This is a genomic window from Streptomyces sp. CB02980 (genome assembly GCF_014451325.2).
In the GTDB taxonomy this organism is placed as follows: Bacteria; Actinomycetota; Actinomycetes; order Streptomycetales; family Streptomycetaceae; genus Streptomyces.
Genome location: NZ_JACSCH020000013.1, coordinates 266017 through 287673, shown reverse-complemented (window position 1 = coordinate 287673; position 21657 = coordinate 266017). Strand labels below are relative to the sequence as shown.

Annotated in this window: 17 protein-coding genes; 6 read left to right on the top strand and 11 right to left on the bottom strand. The window is 72.3% G+C overall.

What is annotated here, in order from left to right; all coding sequences use genetic code 11:
• Positions 1-37: 37 nt before the first annotated feature.
• Entirely contained in the window at positions 38-1186 is a 1149-nt protein-coding gene (locus E0F75_RS26450; protein WP_229313294.1) for an acyl-CoA dehydrogenase family protein, read from the bottom strand.
• A gap of 116 nt (positions 1187-1302) precedes the next feature.
• Between E0F75_RS26450 and E0F75_RS26445 the strand changes: the two genes are divergently transcribed.
• Both E0F75_RS26445 and E0F75_RS26440 read left to right on the top strand, forming a co-directional pair.
• Complete coding sequence (locus E0F75_RS26445; RefSeq protein ID WP_079041962.1) at positions 1303-1908, top strand: TetR/AcrR family transcriptional regulator; 606 nt, start codon at positions 1303-1305, stop codon at positions 1906-1908.
• Positions 1909-2000: 92 nt separating this feature from the next.
• On the top strand, positions 2001-3377 hold the full coding sequence (locus E0F75_RS26440) for an ROK family protein (RefSeq protein ID WP_267499557.1): 1377 nt from the start codon (positions 2001-2003) through the stop codon (positions 3375-3377).
• A gap of 95 nt (positions 3378-3472) precedes the next feature.
• Here the strand turns inward: E0F75_RS26440 and E0F75_RS26435 are convergent, their stop codons facing one another.
• The 5 genes from E0F75_RS26435 to E0F75_RS26415 form a co-directional block, all read right to left on the bottom strand.
• On the bottom strand, positions 3473-4609 hold the full coding sequence (locus E0F75_RS26435; RefSeq protein WP_229313292.1) for an XdhC family protein: 1137 nt from the start codon (positions 4607-4609) through the stop codon (positions 3473-3475).
• A gap of 43 nt (positions 4610-4652) precedes the next feature.
• Positions 4653-6119, bottom strand: a complete 1467-nt coding sequence (locus E0F75_RS26430) for an NCS2 family permease (protein ID WP_229313291.1) — start codon at positions 6117-6119, stop codon at positions 4653-4655.
• 299 nt (positions 6120-6418) lie between these two features.
• A complete protein-coding gene (locus E0F75_RS26425) occupies positions 6419-8818 on the bottom strand; it encodes a xanthine dehydrogenase family protein molybdopterin-binding subunit (RefSeq protein ID WP_229313289.1) in 2400 nt (799 codons plus the stop codon).
• 2 nt (positions 8819-8820) lie between these two features.
• Positions 8821-9417 (bottom strand): (2Fe-2S)-binding protein, encoded by a 597-nt coding sequence (locus tag E0F75_RS26420; RefSeq protein WP_055601528.1) that lies wholly within the window; start codon positions 9415-9417, stop codon positions 8821-8823.
• A 2-nt stretch (positions 9418-9419) separates the two neighbouring features.
• Entirely contained in the window at positions 9420-10310 is an 891-nt protein-coding gene (locus tag E0F75_RS26415; protein WP_209497449.1) for a xanthine dehydrogenase family protein subunit M, read from the bottom strand.
• Between the two features lie 308 nt (positions 10311-10618).
• Here E0F75_RS26415 and E0F75_RS26410 point away from each other — a divergent pair, with 308 nt between their 5' ends.
• Entirely contained in the window at positions 10619-12316 is a 1698-nt protein-coding gene (locus E0F75_RS26410) for a PucR family transcriptional regulator ligand-binding domain-containing protein (RefSeq protein WP_229313287.1), read from the top strand.
• Between the two features lie 304 nt (positions 12317-12620).
• Entirely contained in the window at positions 12621-13409 is a 789-nt protein-coding gene (locus E0F75_RS26405; RefSeq protein WP_229313285.1) for a hypothetical protein, read from the top strand.
• A 61-nt stretch (positions 13410-13470) separates the two neighbouring features.
• Here E0F75_RS26405 and E0F75_RS26400 read toward each other — a convergent pair whose 3' ends face one another.
• The 3 genes from E0F75_RS26400 to E0F75_RS26390 all read right to left on the bottom strand — a co-directional run bounded on the left by E0F75_RS26400 (position 13471) and on the right by E0F75_RS26390 (position 16986).
• Positions 13471-15147, bottom strand: coding sequence for a hypothetical protein (locus E0F75_RS26400; protein ID WP_229313283.1), 1677 nt, complete (start codon positions 15145-15147; stop codon positions 13471-13473).
• A 124-nt stretch (positions 15148-15271) separates the two neighbouring features.
• Complete coding sequence (locus tag E0F75_RS26395) at positions 15272-15946, bottom strand: hypothetical protein (RefSeq protein ID WP_229313281.1); 675 nt, start codon at positions 15944-15946, stop codon at positions 15272-15274.
• Positions 15947-15975: 29 nt separating this feature from the next.
• Positions 15976-16986 (bottom strand): GntR family transcriptional regulator, encoded by a 1011-nt coding sequence (locus E0F75_RS26390; RefSeq protein ID WP_229313279.1) that lies wholly within the window; start codon positions 16984-16986, stop codon positions 15976-15978.
• Between the two features lie 195 nt (positions 16987-17181).
• Here E0F75_RS26390 and E0F75_RS26385 point away from each other — a divergent pair, with 195 nt between their 5' ends.
• The gene (locus E0F75_RS26385; RefSeq protein ID WP_229313278.1) at positions 17182-18048 is read left to right on the top strand and encodes a (2Fe-2S)-binding protein; all 867 of its coding nucleotides are present in this window, start codon (positions 17182-17184) and stop codon (positions 18046-18048) included.
• A gap of 204 nt (positions 18049-18252) precedes the next feature.
• On the top strand, positions 18253-19377 hold the full coding sequence (locus E0F75_RS26380) for a DUF2637 domain-containing protein (protein WP_229313276.1): 1125 nt from the start codon (positions 18253-18255) through the stop codon (positions 19375-19377).
• 38 nt (positions 19378-19415) lie between these two features.
• Here E0F75_RS26380 and E0F75_RS26375 read toward each other — a convergent pair whose 3' ends face one another.
• Both E0F75_RS26375 and E0F75_RS26370 read right to left on the bottom strand, forming a co-directional pair.
• Complete coding sequence (locus E0F75_RS26375) at positions 19416-19865, bottom strand: ATP-binding protein (RefSeq protein ID WP_374115435.1); 450 nt, start codon at positions 19863-19865, stop codon at positions 19416-19418.
• Between the two features lie 25 nt (positions 19866-19890).
• Entirely contained in the window at positions 19891-21633 is a 1743-nt protein-coding gene (locus tag E0F75_RS26370; RefSeq protein ID WP_229313272.1) for a pyruvate dehydrogenase, read from the bottom strand.
• Between the last annotated feature and the right edge of the window lie 24 nt (positions 21634-21657).

Sequence of the window (21657 nt, the reverse complement as noted above, 5' to 3'; positions counted from 1 at the left end):
CACCCCGGAGTGACCGGGGTGAGCCGGCGGTGCACCGTCACGGCTGGGCGAGCCCCCGGCTGATCACGAGGCGCTGGATCTGGTTGGTGCCCTCGAAGATCTGGGTGATCTTGGCTTCGCGCATGTAGCGCTCGACCGGGAAGTCGCGCGTGTAGCCGTAGCCGCCGAGGACCTGGACCGCGTCCGTCGTGACCTTCATGGCCGTGTCGGTGGCGATGAGCTTGGCCGCGCTGGCCTGGCGGCTGAAGGGGCGGCCGAGGTCGCGGCGGCGGGCCGCGTCCAGGTAGGTGGCGCGGGCCGCGTCGACGGCGGCGGCCATGTCGGCGAGGAGGAAGCCGAGCCCCTGGTGGTCGATGATCCGGCGGCCGAAGGTCGTGCGCTCGTTGGCGTACGCGACGGCGGCGTCGAGGGCGGCCTGGGCGAGGCCCGTGGCACAGGCGGCGATGCCGAGACGGCCGCTGTCGAGGGCGCTGAAGGCTATCTGGAGGCCCTGGCCCTCGTCCCCGACGAGCCGGTCGGCGTCGAGGAGCGCGCCGTCCCAGTAGGCGGAGGTGGTCGGGACGGCCTGGAGGCCCATCTTGCGCTCGGGGGCACCGAAGCTGAGGCCCTCGGTGGCGCCGGGGGCGAGGAAGCAGGAGATGCCGTGGCTGCCGGGGGCGGTCCGGGCGAAGAGCGCGTAGAAGTCGGCCCTGCCGCCGTGGGTGATCCACGCCTTGGTGCCGGTGATCCGGTACCCGCTGCCGTCGTCCTGCCGCTCGGCCTTGCAGGCGAGGGCGGCCGCGTCGGAGCCGGCCTGCGGCTCGGAGAGGCTGTAGCCGCCGATGGTGCGGCCCTCCAGCATCTCGGGCAGCCACCGCTCCTTCTGCTCGGCGGTGCCGAAGGTGTGGAGCGGGTGGCAGGCGAGGGTGTGGACGCTGGTGGCGACGGCGACGGCCGCCCAGCGAGCGGCGAGCTCCTCGAGAACCTGCAGGTAGACCTCGTACGGCTGGCCTCCGCCGCCGTACTCCTCCGGGTAGGGCAGGCCGAGCAGGCCGGCCTCGCCGAGGGTGGCGAACAGTCCTTCGGGGTACCTCTCGGCGGCCTCGTGCTCGTCCACCAGCGGAGAGAGCTCCTTGTCGGCGATCTCCCGGGTGAGGGCGATGAGGTCCGCTGCCTCGGGGGTGGGAAGCAGGCGGTCGACATCCATGGCGACTCCAGCGGCGCGCAAAGTGGTACTGGGGCAGGTACTGCAGTACCGCTTAGAGTAGCGCAGGCGGTTGTCGCCGTAACCCCCTCGGAACGGCGGCCTGGAATACTGACCTGGTGATCGAGACCTCAGCCGCCGACGCCCCGAAGCTGACGGGCCGCGGCGCGGCGCGCCGCTCCGCCCTCTTCGAGGAGCTCGTAGCCCTCCTGGTCGGCGAGGGTTTCGCCCGGCTGACGCTCGACGATCTCGCCGCACGCCTCAGGTGCTCGAAGCGGACCCTGTACGGCCTGGCCGGCAGCAAGGAGCAGCTGGTCCGGGCGGCGGTCGTGCACTTCTTCCGGCGTGCCACGGCCCGGGTCGAGGCGGTCCTGGCAGCCGCGACCGACCCCGCCGAGCGGCTGGCCGCCTATCTGCGGGCGGTTTCGGCCGAGCTGGCGCCGGTCTCCCCGCAGTTCTTCGACGACGTGGCGGCGTTCGAACCGGCGGCGGAGGTGTACGAGCGCAACACGCGCGCGGCGGCCGGCCGGGTCCAGCAGCTCATCGAGGAGGGCGTCCGGGCCGGCGTCTTCCGCGAGGTCCACGTGACCTTCGCCGCGGACGTCATCTCCTCGGTGATGGTCCGCATCCAGCGCCGCCAGGTGGCCGCGGCGACCGGCCTCGCCGACGCCGAGGCGTACGAACAGCTGGCCGAGCTGCTCCTCAGCGGCCTCCGCAGGACCTGAGCCCGCGTTCAGGTCCTGAACGCCTGGGGGGCTTATTTCAGGATGTGAGTTAAACCTCAAGAGAAGAGCGCGCCAAGGGCCCCGACAGCGGTATGTTGCGGTCAGGACTACTTCACCTGGGGGCCCAAGTGACCATGCGGAACGGCCGCACCGTGCGTGACCTACGACGCGAGAACCGCACCGCCGTCCTTCAGCGCCTCTACTTCGACGGGCCGCTGAGCCGCTTCTCGCTCGGCCCGGCGACCGGTCTCAGCTCGGGCTCCATCAGCAACGTGGTCGCGGAGCTGGTCGCGGAGGGCCTCGTCGAGGAGGCGGGCAGCGTCGACTCGGCCGGCGGGCGCCCCCGTACGCTGCTCCGGATCTCCCCCGGCAGCGGCTGCATGATCGGCGTCGACGTCGGCGAGACCCGGATCAGGATCGAGCTGTTCGATCTCACCCTCACCGAACTCGCGCGCACCGAACGCCCGTTGGCCGTCGACAGCCCGAATCCCCACGACCGGTACGAGGTCGGGGTCGTCGTCGGGCATCTCCGGGAGGGCATCGCGGAGGTGCTGCGGACCGCGGACGTGCCCGCGGAGCGGCTCCTCGGAGTGGGCGTCGGCGTGCCCGGCATCGTCGCCCGCACCGCCGAGGACGGCGCGGTCGTGCACGGCCAGACCATCGGCTGGGACGCGGTCCCCCTGGAGCGGCTGCTGCGGGAGAGTGTGGAGCTGCCGGCCTCGGTGCCGTACTGGATCGACAACGGCGCCAAGACCCTGGGCCAGGCCGAGATGTGGTTCGGCGCCGGCCGGGGGGCGCGCAGCGCGGTGGTCGTCCTCTTCGGCTCGGGCGTCGGCGCGTGTGTGGTCACGGACCCGATGGGGCCGGGCCGGGCGATCGAGTGGGGACATCTGAAGGTACGCGTGCGGGGGCGCCGCTGCCGCTGCGGAGCCCAGGGCTGCCTGGAGGCGTACGCCGGGGCCGAAGCCCTCCTGGAGCGGTGGCGGGAGGCCGGTGGAGTGCCGCCGGCGGGCGCGGACGAGGAGACGGCGCTGACGGCGATGCTGGCGGCGGCGTACCCGGCGGAACCGGGGACGGATCCCGACGCCACGGAGCCCGACGCCACGGAGCCCGACGCCACGGCGCTCGCCGTCCTGGCGGAGACGGCCGAGTACCTGGGCGCCGGATTCGCCGACCTCATCAACCTCTTCCAGCCCGAGCGCATCCTGGTCGGCGGCTGGGCCGGCCTCCAGCTCGGCACCCGCTTCCTGGAGACCGTGTCCGGCTACGCGCGGGAGTACGCGCTCGCCTACCCGGCGGCCAGGGTCGTCATCGACATGGGCACCCTCGGCCCCGACGCGGTCACCGTCGGCGCGGCGATCCTGCCGCTCGCGGACTTCTTCGGCCGGGGCGGGCGGCGGGCCGAGGCGGAGACGGCCGAGGAGCAGCCAGCCTGGGCGTCGACCGTACGGGAACGGGAGGCGCACTGAGCGCGCCTCCCGTCGACGACCTTGTCGAGCCGGCCCGGATGCCCGGTCGCCGGGCCGCGGCGCTCCCTGACCCGGCCTGATCGGCAAGACACCCCCTAGGCCACGGAGCCTATGCGTCCCGTCGGCTCGCGGGGGCCGTCGTGGTGGATCGGGGTGTGGGCGCCCGTGAGGGAGAGGCCCGTGCCGCCCCGGCGGTTGGCGACGATCTCCGCGCCGATCGACAGGGCCGTCTCCTCGGGCGTACGGGCGCCGAGGTCGAGGCCGATCGGGGAGCGCAGGCGGGCGAGTTCGAGTTCGGTGACGCCGACCTCGCGGAGGCGCTTGTTGCGGTCCTCGTGGGTGCGGCGGGAGCCCATCGCGCCGACGTAGGCGACGGGAAGCTTGAGGGCGGCCTGGAGCAGCGGTACGTCGAACTTGGCGTCGTGGGTCAGGACGCAGAGCACCGTACGGCCGTCCACCTCCGTGGACTCCAGGTAGCGGTGGGGCCATTCGACGACGATCTCGTCGGCCTCGGGGAAGCGGGCCGGCGTCGCGAAGACGGGCCGCGCGTCGCACACGGTGACGTGGTAGCCGAGGAACTTGCCGACCCGGACCAGGGCGGCCGCGAAGTCGATGGCACCGAAGACGATCATGCGGGGGGCCGGGACCGAGGACTCGACCAGGAGGGTCAGCGGCTGTCCGCAGCGGCTGCCGTCCTCGCCGATCTCCACCGTGCCGGTGCGGCCCGCGTCGAGCATCGCGCGGGCCTCGCCCGCCGCCGTGCGGTCCAGTTCCGGGTGGCCGCCGAGCTTCCCCTCGTACGAGCCGTCGGGGCGGACCAGGACCGCCCGGCCCATCAGGTCCTCGGGGCCGGAGACGATCCGGGCCAGGGCCGCCGCCTCCCCCGTGGTGGCGGCGGCCAGCGCGGCGGGGTAGACCCCGCCGCGGACCGGGGTGACGAGGATGTCGATGATGCCGCCGCAGGTCAGACCGACCGCGAAGGCGTCCTCGTCGCTGTAGCCGAAGCGCTCGACGACGGTCTTCCCGTCTTCGAGGGCCTGCTGGCACAGGTCGTAGACCGCACCCTCCACACACCCGCCGGAGACCGAGCCGATCGCCGTGCCGTCGCTGTCGACGGCGAGCGCGGCGCCCGGCTGCCGGGGCGCGCTCCCGCCGACCGCCACGACCGTGGCGACGGCGAACTCGCGTCCCTGCTCGACCCACCGGTGCAGCTCTTCGGCGATGTCCAGCATCTCGAACTCCTCGATATGTGTGTGGAGGGCGACGGTACGGGCGTCAGCTGACGCCCAGCCAGCTCTCGATCGGATGGATCGCGAAGAACACGATGAAGATCGCGGTCAGGCCCCACATGAAGGCGCCCACTTCGCGTGCCTTGCCCTGCGCCGTCTTGATGACGGTGTAGGAGATGACGCCGGCCGCGACACCCGTGGTGATGGTGTACGTGAACGGCATCAGGACCACGGTGAGGAACACCGGGATCGCGACGGAGCGGTCGCTCCAGTCGACGTGCTTGGCGTTCTGCATCATCATCGCGCCGATGACGACCAGGGCCGCGGAGGCCACCTCGGCCGGCACGATCGCGGTGATCGGGGTGAAGAAGAGGCAGGCCGCGAAGAACGCGCCGGTGACGACGGAGGACAGACCCGTGCGGGCACCCTCGCCGACGCCGGTGGCCGACTCGACGAAGACCGTCTGGCCGGAGCCGCCGACGCCGCCGCCGATGACACCGCCGGCACCGTCGATGAACAGCGCCTTGGAGAGGCCGGGCATCCGGCCCTGGGAGTCGGCGAGCTTGGCCTCGGAGCCGACGCCGATGATCGTGGCCATGGCGTCGAAGAAGCCGGCGAGCACCAGGGTGAAGATGATCATGGTGACCGTGATGTAGCCGACGTCGCCCCAGCCGCTGAAGGACACCTCGCCGATGAGCGAGAAGTCCGGCGTGGAGACCGCGCTGCCGTTGAGCTCCGGCGGGCCGGAGAACCAGGCCTTGGCCGGCAGGTCGCCGACGGCGTTGACGATGGCGGCGATGATCGTGCCCGCCACGATGCCGATCAGGATGGCGCCGGGCACGTTGCGGGCCTGGAGCGCGAAGATCAGCAGCAGCGTGAAGGCGAAGATGAGGACCGGCCAGCCGGCCAGCTCACCGGCCGGGCCGAGGACGACCGGGCCACCGCCGGGAGAGGGGTTCTCGTGGACGAATCCCGCCTTGACGAAGCCGATCAGTGCGATGAAGAGACCGATGCCGATGGTGATCGCGTGCTTGATCGCCAGCGGGATCGCGTTCATGATCATCTCACGGAGGCCGGTGACCACCAGGAGACAGATCACCACACCGTAGGCCACACACATGGCCATGGCCTGCGGCCAGGTCATGACGGCGATGACCTGCGAGGACAGCACGCCGGAGACGCTGAGACCGGCTGCGAGGGCGAGCGGGACCTTGCCCCAGAAGCCCATCAGCAGGGTGGTCGCGGCGGCGGCGAGCGCGGTCGCGGTGATGAGGGCGGGCTGGCTGAGGACGTTGCCGTCCACATCCTTGCCGCCGAGGATCAGGGGGTTGAGCAGGAGAATGTACGCCATCGCCATGAAGGTGGTGACGCCGCCGCGGATCTCCGTCGCGACGGTGGATCCTCTCTCCGAGATGTGAAAGTACCGGTCGAGCCAAGAGCGGCCGGCGGGGACGTTCGAGCCGGAGCCCGCGTCCTCCGAAGCGGTCTTGGGCTCCACAGACGACTGGGTCATGGGGCCTACTCCCAAGGTTCAAAGGGGCACCCGCGTCAGACTTCGAAGGACTTCTGATCTGCTGAAGTTGCGGGATTTGGGATGCTGCGTGGGCTGCACGACCCGGGGGACGGCCCGAGACGAACGGAGTGAATCGGTACTGCGGGGTACTGCCGATGTTGCTGGTACTGCGGATGTTGCTGGTACTGCGGTTACCACGGGGTGCTGCTGGTACTGCGGGTACTGCTGGGGGTTACTCCGGGCGGTACGGGCTGGGGAAGTGTGACGTTCCCTGGGAGGCACGTACCGCCCGGAGAGTCCTAGAGGGTGCCGGTGAGCGCCTCGGGGCGGACCGGCGTCTTGTTGAGCTCCAGGCCCGTCGCGGCCCGGATCGCCGCGAGGACGGCCGGGGTGGACGACAGGGTCGGTGCCTCACCGATGCCCCGCACGCCGTACGGCGCGTTGGGGTCGGCCAGCTCGAGGTAGTCGACCGGGATGGTCGGCGTGTCGAGGATGGTCGGGATCAGGTAGTCCGTGAAGGAGGGGTTGCGCACCTTCGCGGTCTTCGGGTCGACGATGATCTCCTCCATCACCGCGACGCCCAGGCCCTGGGTGGTGCCACCCTGGATCTGGCCGACGACGGAGAGCGGGTTGACCGCCTTGCCGACGTCCTGGGCGCAGGCCAGTTCGATGACCTTGACCAGGCCGAGCTCGGTGTCGACCTCCACCACCGCGCGGTGCGCGGCGAAGGCGTACTGGACGTGACCGTCGCCCTGGCCGGTGACGAGGTCGAAGGCCTGGGTGGGGCGGTGCCGCCACTCCTCCTCGACCTCCACCGACTGGTCGCCGAGGACGTCCGCGATGGAGGCGAGCGCCTCGCCGCCGTCGGTGACGACCTTGCCGCCCTCCAGGAGGAGCTCGGCGTTGGCCCAGGCCGGGTGGTACGAGCCGAACTTGCGCCGGCCGATCTCCAGGACCTTCTCGCGGACGATCTCGCAGGAGTTCTTGATGGCACCGCCGGTCATGTACGTCTGACGGCCCGCGGAGGTCGAACCGGCCGAGCCCACCTGGGTGTCGGCAGGGTGGATGGTGACCTGCTGGACGCCGAGCTCGGTGCGGGCGATCTGCGCGTGGATGGTGACACCGCCCTGGCCGACCTCCGCCATCGCGGTGTGGACCGTGGCGACGGCCTCGCCGTTGATGACCTCCATCCGGATCTTGGCGGTCGAGTAGTCGTCGAAGCCCTCGGAGAAGCCGACGTTCTTGATGCCGACGGCGTAGCCGACGCCCCGCACGACGCTCTCGCCGTGCGTGGTGTTGGACAGGCCGCCCGGCAGCGCGCGGACGTCCGCGCCCTCGCCGGCGGTCTCCCACTGGCGCTCCGGCGGCATGGGGCGGGCCTTGACGATGCGGAGCAGCTCGGCGACCGGGGCCGGCGAGTCCACGACCTGGCCGGTCGGCATGATCGTGCCCTGCTCCATGGCATTGAGCTGGCGCAGTTCCACCGGGTCCATGCCCAGCTTCGCCGCGAGCTTGTCCATCTGGGCCTCGTACGCGAAGCAGGCCTGGACCGCGCCGAAGCCGCGCATCGCGCCGCAGGGCGGGTTGTTGGTGTAGAGGCCGATCGCCTCGATCTCGACGTCCTCGACGATGTACGGGCCGACCGAGAGGGACGAGGCGTTGCCGACGACCGATGCCGTGGACGAGGCGTAGGCGCCGCCGTCGAGCACGATCTTGCACTTCATGTGCGTGAGCTTGCCGTCCTTGGTGGCGCCGTGCTCGTACCAGAGCTTCGCCGGGTGCCGGTGGACGTGCCCGAAGAAGGACTCGTACCGGTTGTAGACCATCTTGACCGGCTTGCCGGTGCGCAGCGCGAGGATGGACGCGAGGATCTGCATGGAGATGTCCTCGCGGCCGCCGAACGCGCCGCCGACGCCGGCCATCGTCATGCGGACCTTCTCCTCGGGCAGGCCGAGGCAGGGGGCGATCTGCTTGAGGTCCGAGTGCAGCCACTGGGTGGCGACGTACAGGTCGACGCCGCCGTCCTCGGCCGGCACGGCGAGGCCGGACTCCGGGCCGAGGAAGGCCTGGTCCTGCATGCCGAAGGTGTACTCGCCGGTGACGATGACGTCGGCCCGCTTGGCGGCCTCGGCCGCGTTGCCGCGGATGATCGGCTGGCGGTGCACGATGTTCGGGTGCGGGACGTGACCGGAGTGGTGGTCGTCGCGGCCCTCGTGGACCAGGATCGCGTCCGGAGCGGTGGCCGAGGCCTCGTCCGTGATGACCGGGAGCTCCCGGTACTCGATCTTGATCTTCGCGGCGGCGCGGCGGGCGGTCTCCGGGTGGTCGGCGGCCACGAGGGCGACCGGCTCACCGTGGTGACGGACCTTGCCGTAGGCGAGGACCGGGGTGTCCTGGAACTCCATGCCGTAGTTCTTCGCGGCGGGCAGGTCCTCGTGGGTCAGGACGGCGTAGACGCCGTCCAGCGTGAGGGCCTCGGAGGTGTCGATGGACAGGATCTCGGCGTGCGCGACGGTGGAGCGCAGGATCTGGCCCCACAGCATGTCCTCGTGCCACATGTCCGAGGAGTACGCGAACTCGCCGGTGACCTTGAGGGTGCCGTCCGGGCGGAGCGTGGACTCGCCGATGCCGCCCTTGACGTGGTTCTGCGTGACGTCGGTGGGCGTGCCCACCGGAACGGTGCGTGTGTTCTGAGCCATCGTCAGACCGCCTCTCCCTGACGCTCCTGGCGAGCGGCCGCGAGGCGGACCGCGTCGAGGATCTTCTCGTAACCGGTGCAGCGGCAGAGGTTGCCGGACAGCGCCTCGCGGATGTCCGCGTCCGTCGGGGACGGGTTGCGCTCCAGCATCTCGTCGGCCGCGACCAGCAGGCCGGGGGTGCAGAAACCGCACTGGACGGCGCCGGCGTCGATGAACGCCTGCTGGATCGGGGACAGTTCGACACCCTCGCCGGTCTGCGAGTCCTGACCGGGCTTGGCTTCCCACTTCTTGGCGGCGTCGAGCGAGGTGCCGCAGGCGCCGGAGGCGCAACCGGCGTGCTCGGAACGCTCCTTGGCGAACTCGGCGAGGCCTTCGACGGTGACGACCTCGCGGCCCTCGACCTGACCGGCCGCGACGAGACAGGAACAGACCGGCACTCCGTCGAGGCGGACCGTGCAGGAACCGCACTCGCCCTGCTCGCAGGCGTTCTTGGAGCCGGGCAGGCCCATCCGCTCACGCAGGACGTAGAGGAGGGACTCGCCCTCCCAGACGTCGTCGGCTTCCTGCGGACGTCCGTTGACCGTGAAATTGACGCGCATGGTTATGCAGCTCCCTCAAGCGTGCGGCCGGTGCCGCGGTACTGCTCCCAGGTCCAGCCGAGCTGGCGGCGGGCCATGATGCCGACGGCGTGGCGGCGGTACTTGGCGGTGCCTCGGACATCGTCGATCGGGTTGGCGGCGCCCGAGCAGAGGTCGGCGAACTGCTTCGCGATCGACGGGGTGATGATCTTGCCGTTGTCCCAGAAGCCGCCCTCCTCCAGAGCCGCGTTCAGGAAGGCCTCGGCCTCCTTGGCGCGGATCGGGGTCGGCGCCGCGGAACCGATGCCGGTGCGCACGGTCCGGGTCTCCGGGTGCAGGGCCAGGCCGAAGGCGCAGACGGCGATGACCATCGCGTTGCGGGTGCCGACCTTGGAGTACTGCTGGGGGCCGTCCGCCTTCTTGATGTGGACGGTCTTGATGAGCTCGTCGGGCTGCAGCGCGTTGCGCTTCACGCCCGTGTAGAACTCGTCGATCGGGATGAACCGGCTGCCGCGCACCGACTCGACCTCGACCTCGGCGCCCGCGGCGAGCAGGGCCGGGTGGGCGTCTCCGGCGGGCGAGGCGGTGCCGAGGTTGCCCCCGACGCCGCCGCGGTTGCGGATCTGCGGGGAGGCGACCGTGTGCGAGGCGAGCGCCAGGCCCGGCAGCTCGGCCCGCAGGTTCTCCATGATCTGGGTGTACGGAACGGCGGCGCCGAGGCGGACGTTCTCCTCGCCGACCTCCCACTCACGCAGCAGCTCGATGCGGTTCAGGTCCAGGAGGTACTCGGGCCGCCGGTGGTCGAAATTGATCTCGACCATGACGTCCGTACCACCCGAAAGGGGCACGGCCGTGGGGTGCTCTGCCTTGGCGGCGAGCGCCTCCTCCCAGCTGGCGGGGCGAAGGAAGTCCATGGTGGCTCTCTTCTAGTGATTCTGGTGATCGGGGGTCGTGCGCAGGGTTCCGGGGGGACGGCCGGTCCTCGACTTCACGTTCATGTGCTGTTAACGCGGTGTGTGGCCTAGTACACAAGCCGACGATCGCCCGGGTGCAGTCACCGAAAACATGAAGGAGTTGGCTGGGTCCCGTCGTCGTCTTGTAGATTCGAACGAAAGGCGGGGAACAGTTACCTCGCCGTTTTCCCCTGGAAACGGTGGCCCCACGCCACCGTCGACAACGCGACAACCCCACCACCCACTGACGAAGGAACGGCGGCGACACGATGCGGCTGCGCGCACTGCTGGAGAACGACGCGCTCGGGCTGCGCCTGCTCGGCGGCGAGGACGAGCTGGACCGCACCGTCCGCGGCGTGATGACGACGGACCTCAAGGACCCCAGCCGGTACCTGTCCGGCGGCGAGCTGGTGCTGACCGGCCTCGCCTGGCTGCGGGAGCCGGCCGACGCCGAGCCCTTCGCCCGGCTCCTGGCCTCGGCCGGGGTCGCCGCCCTGGCGGCGGGCGAGGCGGAGCTCGGCGACATCCCCGACGATCTCGTAGAGGCGTGTTCACGCCATCGGCTGCCGCTTTTCGCGGTGAACGAGACCGTTGCGTTCGCGACGATCACCGAACACGTTGTTCGACAGGTCTCCGGCGAGCGGGCGGGTGACCTGGCTGCCGTCGTCGACCGGCACCGGCGGCTCATGACCTCGGGACCGGCGGGCGGCGGACCCGAGGTGGTCCTCGATCTGCTCGGCTCCGACCTGGACCTGCGGGCCTGGGTCCTCTCCCCCACCGGCCGCCAGATCGCGGGTGCGGGCGAGCCCCTCCCGGCCTCGCTCGCCGCCACCCTCGCCGGTGAGCACCTGGCCGCCACCCGGACCGGACGGCGCGGCCCGCACCGGCTGAGCACGGGCGGAACGGCGTACTCCCTCTTCCCGATCCGCAACACCGGCCGGGGCGCCGCCCCCGCCTCCCGCGATGTGCGCGAGACGGTCCTCTCGGACTGGCTGCTCGCCGTCGAGGCGGACGCCGGGGACTGGCCGGCCGCCCGTCTCGACCTGCTGCAGGGCGTCACGCAGCTGATCGCCGTCGAGCGGGACCGGCGCGACGCGGCCCGTACGGTGCGGCGCCGGCTCGCCCAGGAGGTCCTGGAGCTGGTGCAGACGGGCGCCGCGCCCGCCGAGATCGCGGCCAGGCTGCGGGTGGCCGCCCCGGTGCTGCTGCCGGGTCTCGGCACGGCCCCGCACTGGCAGGTGGTCGTCGCCAGGGTCGAGTGGGAGCAGGAGGCCGGTCAGAGCCCCGCCGTGGACGCCGGCCCGGTCGCCCAGGCGCTCCTGGAGGAGATCCTCGTCGACCCGGCGACCGTGGGGGCCGAGTCCGCCGACCGGATCGCCGTGGCGCACAGCGGCGACGAGGCCATCGCGCTGGTCCCGCTGGCCGCGGGTCCGCTGCCGGACAGCGAGGACGAGAGCCCGGCCACCGCGCTGGGCCTGCACGCGGACGCGCTGCTCGCGGCCGTACGCGCTCCGCTGTCGGCCGGCCTGGCCGACGACGGGCGGCTCACCCTCGGAGTCAGCGCCGCCGTGCACTCGGCGGAGGGCCTGCGCGGGGCCCTGGAGGAGGCCCGGCACGCCCGCCGGGTCGCCGCGGCCCGTCCGGGCCGGGTCTGCGCCGCGGGCCACCACGAGCTGGCCTCGCACGTGCTGCTGCTGCCGTTCGTCCCGGACGACGTCCGGCGCGCGTTCACGGCCCGGCTGCTCGACCCGCTGCGCGACTACGACCGCCGGCACCGCGCGGAGCTGATCCCCACGCTGGAGGCCTTCCTCGACTGCGACGGCTCCTGGACCCGCTGTGCGACCCGGCTCCACCTGCACGTGAACACGCTGCGGTACCGGGTGGGCCGGATCGAGCAGCTCACGGGCCGTGATCTGTCCCGTCTCGAGGACAAGCTCGACTTCTTCCTCGCCCTTCGGATGAGCTGATCGGATGAGCCGCGGGGTCCCACGCGGATTCACCCCTTCGGGCGAGTCCGACGGAGTGACGTCCGGGCCGGTGGGAGCCCGTAGGCCGGGACGGCCGACGGGCCCCGCCGGGGCCTGATCACGGGCCCGGCGGCCCTCCGACGCCGTTTCGGCCACGGTCCGGACAGCGGTACACCGATCCGCCGGACTCTTGTGAATTCTTTCACCTGACCCCTTGGCCAGGTACTGCCCTTCGTGCTGAGATGCGGGTCTCACTCAACAGCTCAATGGCGCGCTCGGGGAGGGCAATGTGGCGGATACCGCCATGTCTGGTTCCGAATCAGGGGGCGGCGGAGATCCGTCCCTCGCCTACGGCAAGGAGACTCCCGTGGAGACCGCCATATGGCGGCTCCGCTCCCGGGGTTGCTGGACGGACGCGGCCGCGCTGCTCGCGCCCCACGCGACCGAACCGGCCGCCGCACTCGAACGGGCCGCGCTGCTGATCGAGCGCTGCCTCTACACGGAACAGGGCTGGGCCGACGCGGAGGAGGCGCTCCGGGCGGCCGAGGCGGTGGCCGGCACCGACGAGGAACGCGGGGCCGCCGCCTGCGAACGCGGCTATCTGGCCTACGCGTCGACACTTCTGGGGGTACGCGACCGGGCCGACGAGGCACGGATGGCACTGGGCCGGGCGGCCGCCCTGATCGCCCCGTCCGCCGAGGGCCGGCCGCTGCTCGACCTGCGGCGCGGGCTCATCGCACAGAACCTCGGGGACTCCCCGCAGGCGGCCCGCGCCGCGTACCGCAGGGCGCATGCCGGGGCCACCGCGCAGGGCGACTCGCTGCTGCTGTCCTCCACTTGGCGGCACCTCGCCGGACTCGCCCTGCGAGAGGGCGAGTTGGCGGAGGCGCGGCACGGCTTCGCCGAATCGCTGCGCATCCGGGAGGAGTTGGGCTACCTGGTCGGTACGGCCCCGGCCCTCACCGCCCTCGCCACCGCGGAGACGGAACCGGAGGCGGGGCGGCTGCGCGCCGAGGCCCGCCGCCTCTTCCGTCTCCTGGGTGGCGTGCCGACCTGGCTCGCGAGCCAGCTGACACCACAGCCCGCCACCTGAAGTCCCGCCGACCGAAAGGCTGGTGACGATCTCTCAGGAGTGATCCCTCAGGAGCGATCCCTCAGGACGTCGTGCGCTTCGGCGCGAGACACACCAGGCTCTCGTCGGTTCCGATGAGCAGGGAGCCGGCGCCGGTGACGGCGACCGCTCGGACCGGGGGGCCCGGGCGGAACGAGAGCGTCGGACCGCCCTCCGGGCGGTGGAGTTCGACGAGGCCGTCGCCCCAGGCGACGGCGATCAGCGGGCCGTGCGGGGTCTCCGTCGCATGCAGGGAGACCACCGGCGAGGGCCGTTCGGCGAGGGGTTCGGGGCGCGGATCACGGCCCGGGGTCCAGAGCCGGACGGTCCCGTCGACGCCGCCGGAGCAGACGAACGGGGTCTCGGAGTCCACCGCCGCGACCGCCGCGACCCGGCCGCTGTGCGAGGCGGCCTGGTGCAGGCCCCGCAGACCGAAGGCGTGCACCGAGCCGAGCCGGTCCCCCACCACGACCGAACCCGCGATCGCCGCGAGGGCCGTTCCCGGGTGACGGGCCAGGGTCGCCGAGACGGCCTCCGTGAGGCGCTCCAGATACGGGGCCCGCGGCGTCGTCCCCCGTACGGTGTGCAGCCGGCCCCGGTCGTCCAGGAGCAGCACGGTGCCGTCGGGCGCGGGCGCGAGCGCGGTGACCCGGCCGGGCACGGTGTGGGCCAGACGGCCCGCCGGGCTCGCGTCGGCCTCGTGGAGCAGCCGTACGGTGCCCGTGCGGTCACCGACGAGCAACGTCCCCTCCAACGGCCCGCCCGCCGCGCCGAGGACGGTGACGGGACCCGGCCAGGGCGGGGTGAGATCACCGCGGTGCCGGGCCCAGCGGAGCCGCCAGGGCGAGCCCTCCGCGAGCTCGGCGAGCGCCGGACGCAGCCGGGGGTCGGCACCGTCGCCGAGAGCGGAGAGCAGAACCAACGCCCGTTCGGCGGAGGCCTGTTCGCGGCAGAGGGACTGGCCGGCCCGCATCCAGGCGGCCCGTAGCCCGCCGTGGTCCTCGGCGGCGTTCTCGCCGGGGCGGTCGGGCACCTCGGGGCCGTCGAGCGTGCCCGGGAGTCCGGCGGCGGCCGCCCCCGTGACGTACGCCGTGGTGACGAGCAGCGGGTCGGCCGTACAGACGGCCACCGGGTCGGAGAGGTCAGGCAGCGGCCGGGCCTGCTCGGGGGCGCCGCGGCCGGGGGCGTCGGCGTCGCCGTCGAGGTCCACGACGGCGACCCGCCGGTCGGTGCGCAGGGCGGCGGGGGCCGGGGTGCCGCTGCGGGCCTCGACCACGAGCCGGACCCGGCCGACGCCCGCGAGCTCGGCGATCAGATCGGTGAGCGCGGCGGGTTCGGCGGCGGCGTGCAGATCGGTGAGGAGGAGGACGGCGCGGCCGGCGGGCCGGGCCTCGCTGGTGGCGAGGGCGTGCACGAGGTCGCCGGGCGACCGCGCCACCACGCCGAGACGGTCGGCGATCGTCCAGGTCGCGCCGAGGGCGCTCTGTCCGGCCAGCGGGACGAGTACCCGGGCCGTGCGGCGGCGCGGCCGGCCGGCCCGCGGGCCGTGCTTGGCGAACCAGCCGAGCAGAGCCGTCTTGCCGCTGCCGGGGGCGCCGGTGACGAGACAGAGCCGCGGCGCCTCGGGATCGGTGAGCCAGCCGAGCAGGGCGGTGGCCTCGGTCTCCGTACCGGTGACGGGTCGGCCTCCGTCCGCCGGGGACGGGGTCGCGGACGGCATGGGGCACCTCACGGGCGACGCGGTACGGGCGGCTGTCGCCCTTGACCTTAATGGGCGCGGGCCCCGGCGAGGGCCCCGTCGCGGGGACGGTCTTCGGGGAGCTTCCGCGGGTTCTTCGGGGCGGTCAGGCGTCGGGGTCGCCGCCCCCCGCGACGACCTTGAGCCGGCCGAGCTGGACCTGGGCGGCGCCTTCGGCCTGCTCCGGTCCGAACCGGTAGGTGCTCACGTAGGACACCACGGTGCCGACGCGCATGTAGACACCGACGTAGTCGTCCCGCTCGAAGGCGAACGTCTCGTCGGCCCCGGTCTCGGCCTTCACCGGTGTGAAGATGCCGGCCTCGCCCTTCGACGACTTCCTCGCCTTCTCCACCGCCTTCAGCACGGCGGTCGCCTCCGCCTCCGAACCGAAGGTGTAGAGAGTGAAGGTGGCCCCCTCGTCCGAGGAGGAGCCGGCCAGGACCAGGTCCTTGATGCTCGCGGCCTTCACTCCGGCGCAGTCCACGTCCTCCAGCTTGTCGGCACAGAACTTCGCGGCCTCGGCCTCCGGGACCAGCTCGGGGTCGCCGCCGGTGAACGTGCCGTTGCTGAAGTCGGACGACACCGGGAGGGCGTTGATGAGCCCGGTCGCGTCCAGCGTGGTCGGCTGGACCTTCTCCTTGCCGCCCACGGCCCCCGTGACCGGGTCGGTTCCCTCGCCGTCCCCGCATCCCGTGAGTGCGACGACCATGGCCGCCGCGACGGCGATCCCCCGTACGCCCGTCCTCATCCTGATTCCCCCTGTGGCCTTGCCGGTTGACATGATCATCAACCTTAGCGGGCCGCGGACGGTCAGGCGTTCGAGCCGGTGAAGTGTTCGCGGACGAGGGATTCGACGACCGTGAGGTCATGGGCGATCAGGGCGTCGAGCAGGGCGGTGTGCTCGGCGGCGTCGGCGACGAGCACACCGTGGCGGACGACGGGCGCGCTGATCAGGGGCCACTGGGAGCGGCGGTGGAGGTCGTCGGCGACGGCGAGCAGCTGCTCGTTCCCCGCGAGGGAGAGGACGGCCCGGTGGAAGGCCCGGTCGGCCTCGGCGTAGTGGGCGCGGTCGCCCCGGGCCGCGGCGGTCGAGGTCGCCTCGGCGAGCGGGCGGAGCTCGGCCCAGCGGGCGGCGGGGACCGTGCGGGCGAGCCGCAGCATGACGGGGACCTCGATGAGCGCGCGGACCTCGGCGAGTTCGGCGAGCTCGCGGGGGGTCCGCTCGGTGACGCGGAAGCCGCGGTTCGGCACGACCTCGACGGCGCCCTCGACGGCGAGGCGTTGCATGGCCTCGCGGACCGGGGTGGCCGAGACGCCGAACCGCTCGCCGAGGGCGGGAGCGGAGTACACCTCGCCGGGGACGAGCTCGCCACCGACGAGGGCGGTGCGGAGCGCGTCGAGGATCTGGCCGCGGACGGAGTGCCGTACGACACGGGTGGCGGGGACGGAAGCACGCGCGGGAACGCGAGCCGGGGCGACGCCGGGTGCGGGGGCGATGCCGGGGATGCCCGGCTCGCAGTGGGTGTGCTCACCCCGGGCGGACTCGCCACGGGCAGCTTCGGCACGGGCGGCCTCACCCCGGGCGGCCTCACCCCGGGCGGACTCGGAACGCGTGGACTCGGCACGCGCGGACTCGGCACGCGCGGACTCGGCGCCGCCGGGCCGCCCCGTGTCGAGGGCCCGCTCGGTGCCCTCCGGGGGCCGGCCGGTGCCACGAGCCTGCTCCGGCACCCGTACGGCCTCCTCCGGGTCCCGGGCGGCGTCGCCGAAGGGCGGGGACGGCCTCTCCGTCGCCCGCTCGCGCGCTGCGCCCTGCTCCACCCGGGTCCTCCTGCGGCCTCGTGCCGGGCCCGGCTCGCGTCGCGCGGGTCCTCTGTGCACCATAGGCGAACGGACCGACATCAAGGGTGTGAGGGCTGCCTCGCTGGTCGGGGGGCTCTTGGCCGGTGGTGAGAGGCGACCCCGAATCGGGTAAGGTAAGGCTAACCTGCCAACGCTCGCGATTCGGTGGTCCGCATGACCGTCCCCGCCCTGTTGCCCGCCTCTCCGACCTCGCCCGTCGCGGCCGCCTACGCCCGGCTCGCCGAGGTCTTCCCCCATCTCCGGATAGAGGAACACGTCCGCGGCGAGCGGCTGCCGCGCGGCGCGGGCTGGGTCGGCGCGGAAGAGCTCGCGGCCGGCGGCCCCGACCTCGACGCCTTCCTCGCCTGGGACAACGCGCAGGTGCTGCGCGACTACGGCACCCAGGCCCGCCCCGACGTCGTCGCCAGCTTCGGACTGCACCGATACGCCTGGCCCGCCTGTCTGCTCGTCACCGTCCCCTGGTTCCTGGACCGCAGGGTGCCCCGGCTCCCCGCACGGAACGTGTCGTTCCAGCGGGCGCTCGGGCGGATGGCCGTCCTGGTGGAGGAGTTCGCCTGCCTGCCCGGCGACCCGGCGGCGTCGCTCCCCGGCGCCCGGGTGGTCCCCGACGAGGACGCGCTGCGGGCCGAGGTGCGCGCCTCGCTCGCCGAGCACTTCGAGGCGATCCTCGACGGCTTCGGCTCCCGGATGCGGCGCGGTCGCCGGGCCCTGTGGGGGATGGCCACGGACGAGATCGTCGAGGGCCTCTGGTACGTCGGCGCCCTGTTCGGCGAGGAGCAACGGTCGATGGCCGAGCTCGACCTCCTGATGCCGGGCACCGTCAAGCCGTACAAGCCCTACGCGGGTGCGGCGGGCTTCCGCGAACTGCCCGGCACCGAGGGGCCGGACGGCGCCCCGCGCGCCACGCGCGACCGGGCGACCTGCTGCTTCTTCTACACGCTGCGCCCCGAGGACACCTGCCTCACCTGTCCCCGTACGTGCGACGCCGAGCGGGTCCGTCGCCTCACGGCGACCGCCTGAGGCTCCCGAGTGATTACGCCACCCGGACGGGTGGCGTAAATCGAACTCAACCCTCCCTCCCTGCATGGGTGTTCGACCAGATCGCACCTATTCGTATGTCCTGGCGCCCCGATGGCGTGCTCTTGCCCGGAAACCCCTTGAGCGCCCCACGGGGTCGGCCAGTATGGGCCGCCAAACGCCCTACTGCGATGCAAGGGACACCGCATGAGACTGACCGACATATCGCTGGACTGGCTGCTTCCGGGCGGCGTCATGGTGGCCGGAGTCCTGACGGCGGTGGCGGTGCTCGCGCGCGGGAAGCGCGCCGGTGACCAGGCCGCGGCCGAGGACTCCTGGGAACGCAGCGAGGAGCGCCGCAGACGCAAGGAAGCCGTGTACGGCACCGCTTCCTACGTCCTCCTCTTCTGCTGTGCCGCGGTCGCCGCGGCCCTGTCCTTCCACGGACTCGTCGGCTTCGGCCGGCAGAACCTCAACCTCACCGGGGGCTGGGAGTACCTCGTCCCGTTCGGCCTCGACGGCGCCGCCATGTTCTGCTCGGTGCTCGCGGTCCGCGAGGCCAGCCACGGCGACGCGGCCCTCGGCTCGCGGCTGCTCGTCTGGCTGTTCGCGGGCGCGGCGGCCTGGTTCAACTGGGTGCACGCACCGCGCGGCCTGGGCCACGACGGGGCGCCGCAGTTCTTCGCGGGCATGTCCCTCTCGGCGGCGGTCCTCTTCGACCGGGCGCTCAAGCAGACCCGCAGGGCCGCGCTGCGCGAGCAGGGCCTGGTGCCCCGCCCGCTGCCGCAGATCCGGATCGTGCGGTGGATGAGGGCACCCCGGGAGACGTTCGCCGCCTGGTCGCTGATGCTTCTGGAGGGCGTACGGACCCTGGACGAGGCCGTCGACGAGGTACGCGAGGACCGGCGGGAGAAGGAGCAGAACCGGATCCGCCGGCGCGACCAGGTCAAGCTCGACCGGGCACGGCTGAAGGCGATCAACCGCCAGCACCGCGCCTTCGGGCTCGGCCGGGGCGGCGGCCGTCAGGTGGAGATGGCGGCGCTCAACGCCACCTCGGGCTCAGGTACGGGCCCGGGTTCGGGGTCCGGCGCCGGCTCGGGTTCCGGTTCCGCGTCGGCGCCCGTGCAGGCCGCCGTCGCGGAACCGGCCATAGCGGATCCGGGACAACTGCCGCTTCGACCCCGGCCCTCCCTCCAAGCCGTCGGAGGACGTGACCCCCACACGGGCGACTCCCGGACGGTGGACCTCACCGCGGAGGACGACACCCAGACGCTGCCCCGTCTCGACTCCCTGGAGCGCAAGCTCAAGGACCTGGAGCAGCAGTTCGGCTGAGCACCACTCCGTCCACCGCACACCGGCGGGGCCGCCTCTCAGGCGGCCCCGCCGTTCAGTTCGAACCACACCACCTTGCCCACCCCGTGGTTCTCGACTCCCCAGGAGTCGGCCAGGGCCTCGACGAGGATCAGCCCCCTGCCGTGCGTACCGTCGCCGGCGGGCGGTACGTGCGGTGGCGCGAGACCGGGGACGAAGTCGCGGACCTCGACCCTCAGCTGCTCGGGCACGACCGTCGCCGTCACGACGGCCCCGTGCTCGGTGTGGATCAGGGCATTGGTCACCAGCTCGCTGGTGAGCAGTTCCGCCACGTCGGAGGCGCCCGGTCGGCCCCATTTCCGCAGCAGTTCACGCAGGGCGTGTCGCACCTCCGGCACCGCGGTGAGATCCGCGCATCCCACCTTTCTGAGCAGTTGAGTCGGCTGTCGTGCCTCCCCGGCCATATCCCCCACCCACAGATCGCGTCGAACAGGCTCACGGGGATGCATGCCCCACCAAATCGCCCGCATTCCCTCAGGGGCGGGGCACGTTGCGCAGGTTGGAGCGGGCCATCTGGACCATTCGGCCCACTCCCCCGTCCAGGACGATCTTGCTGGCGGAGAGGGCGAAGCCGGTCACCATGTCGGCACTGATCTTCGGCGGGATGGAGAGCGCGTTGGGGTCGGTGACGACGTCCACCAGGGCCGGGCCCTTGTGCTTGAAGGCGTCCTTGAGGGCGCTCGTCAGATGCCTGGGCTTCTCGACCCGTACGCCGTAGGCCCCGGCGGCGCGGGCGATGGCCGCGAAGTCCGGGTTCTTGTTCGTCGTTCCGTACGAGGGAAGTCCGGAGACCAGCATCTCCAGCTCGACCATGCCGAGCGAGGAGTTGTTGAAGACGATCACCTTCACCGGCAGGTCGTACTGCACGAGGGTGAGGAAGTCGCCCATCAGCATGGAGAATCCGCCGTCGCCGGAGAGCGAGACGACCTGCCGGTTCCGGTCGGTGAACTGAGCACCGATGGCCTGCGGCAGCGCGTTCGCCATCGAGCCGTGGCTGAACGAACCGATGATCCTGCGCCGCCCGTTGGGGCTGAGGTAACGGGCCGCCCAGACGTTGCACATCCCGGTGTCCACCGTGAACACGGCGTCGTCGTCGGCGAGTTCGTCGATCAGGGAGGCCACGTACTCGGGGTGGATCGGGACGTGTTTCTCGACCTTGCGGGTATAGGCCTTGACCACGCCTTCGAGCGCGTCGGCGTGCTTCTTGAGCATCTTGTCGAGGAAGCGCCGGTCGGTCTTCGCCCGGACCCGGGGGATCACACACCGCAGGGTCTCCCGGACGTCACCCCAGACGGCGAGGTCGAGCCGGGAGCGGCGGCCGAGGTGCTCGGGTCGGACGTCCACCTGCACGATCCTGACGTCGTCGGGCAGGAAGGCGCTGTACGGGAAGTCGGTGCCGAGCAGGATCAGCAGATCGCACTCGTGGGTGGCCTCGTACGCGGCGCCGTAGCCGAGCAGTCCGCTCATGCCGACGTCGTACGGATTGTCGTACTGGATCCATTCCTTGCCCCGCAGGGCGTGGCCGACGGGTGACTTGATCCGCTCGGCGAACTGCATCACCTCGGGGTGCGCCCCGGCCGTCCCGCTGCCGCAGAAGAGCGTCACCCGGTCCGCCGCGTCGATCATCCGGACCAGGGCGTCGAGCTCGGCGTCCCCCGGGCGGACGGTCGGCCGGGAGGTGACGAGCGCGGTCTCCACCGCCTTCTCCGGGGCCGGCTGGGAGGCGATGTCACCGGGCAGCGCGACCACGCTGACGCCGCCGCGGCCGACGGCGTGCTGGATCGCGGTGTGGAGCAGCCGGGGCATCTGCTTCGGGTTGGAGATGAGTTCGCTGTAGTGGCTGCACTCGCGGAACAGCTGGTCGGGGTGGGTCTCCTGGAAGTAGCCCAGGCCGATCTCGCTCGACGGGATGTGCGAGGCGAGGGCCAGGACCGGGGCCATCGAGCGGTGGGCGTCGTACAGGCCGTTGATGAGGTGCAGGTTCCCCGGGCCGCAGGAGCCGGCGCAGGCGGCGAGGCCACCGGTGATCTGGGCCTCGGCGCCGGCGGCGAAGGCCGCGGTCTCCTCGTGCCGCACCTGGATCCAGTCGAGCGAGGGGGTACGGCGGATCGCGTCGACGACCGGGTTCAGGCTGTCACCGACGACGCCGTACAGGCGCCGGACTCCCGCGCGGACGAGGATGTCGACGAACTGCTCCGCCACGTTCTGTTTGGCCATGGCTCCATCAACACACGGCCCGGC

Excerpts from the sequence above, each read along its gene's own strand:
- E0F75_RS26430 (WP_229313291.1), bottom strand. The coding sequence starts at position 6,119 with ATGACCCAGTCGTCTGTGGAGCCCAAGACCGCTTCGGAGGACGCGGGC.
- E0F75_RS26440 (WP_267499557.1), top strand. The coding sequence starts at position 2,001 with ATGTTGCGGTCAGGACTACTTCACCTGGGGGCCCAAGTGACCATGCGG.
- E0F75_RS26385 (WP_229313278.1), top strand. The coding sequence starts at position 17,182 with ATGACCGTCCCCGCCCTGTTGCCCGCCTCTCCGACCTCGCCCGTCGCG.
- E0F75_RS26425 (WP_229313289.1), bottom strand. The coding sequence starts at position 8,818 with ATGGCTCAGAACACACGCACCGTTCCGGTGGGCACGCCCACCGACGTC.
- E0F75_RS26420 (WP_055601528.1), bottom strand. The coding sequence starts at position 9,417 with ATGCGCGTCAATTTCACGGTCAACGGACGTCCGCAGGAAGCCGACGAC.
- E0F75_RS26400 (WP_229313283.1), bottom strand. The coding sequence starts at position 15,147 with ATGCCGTCCGCGACCCCGTCCCCGGCGGACGGAGGCCGACCCGTCACC.
- E0F75_RS26380 (WP_229313276.1), top strand. The coding sequence starts at position 18,253 with ATGAGACTGACCGACATATCGCTGGACTGGCTGCTTCCGGGCGGCGTC.
- E0F75_RS26450 (WP_229313294.1), bottom strand. The coding sequence starts at position 1,186 with ATGGATGTCGACCGCCTGCTTCCCACCCCCGAGGCAGCGGACCTCATC.
- E0F75_RS26435 (WP_229313292.1), bottom strand. The coding sequence starts at position 4,609 with ATGCTGGACATCGCCGAAGAGCTGCACCGGTGGGTCGAGCAGGGACGC.
- E0F75_RS26375 (WP_374115435.1), bottom strand. The coding sequence starts at position 19,865 with ATGCATCCCCGTGAGCCTGTTCGACGCGATCTGTGGGTGGGGGATATG.
- E0F75_RS26395 (WP_229313281.1), bottom strand. The coding sequence starts at position 15,946 with ATGTCAACCGGCAAGGCCACAGGGGGAATCAGGATGAGGACGGGCGTA.
- E0F75_RS26370 (WP_229313272.1), bottom strand. The coding sequence starts at position 21,633 with ATGGCCAAACAGAACGTGGCGGAGCAGTTCGTCGACATCCTCGTCCGC.
- E0F75_RS26410 (WP_229313287.1), top strand. The coding sequence starts at position 10,619 with ATGCGGCTGCGCGCACTGCTGGAGAACGACGCGCTCGGGCTGCGCCTG.
- E0F75_RS26405 (WP_229313285.1), top strand. The coding sequence starts at position 12,621 with ATGTCTGGTTCCGAATCAGGGGGCGGCGGAGATCCGTCCCTCGCCTAC.
- E0F75_RS26415 (WP_209497449.1), bottom strand. The coding sequence starts at position 10,310 with ATGGACTTCCTTCGCCCCGCCAGCTGGGAGGAGGCGCTCGCCGCCAAG.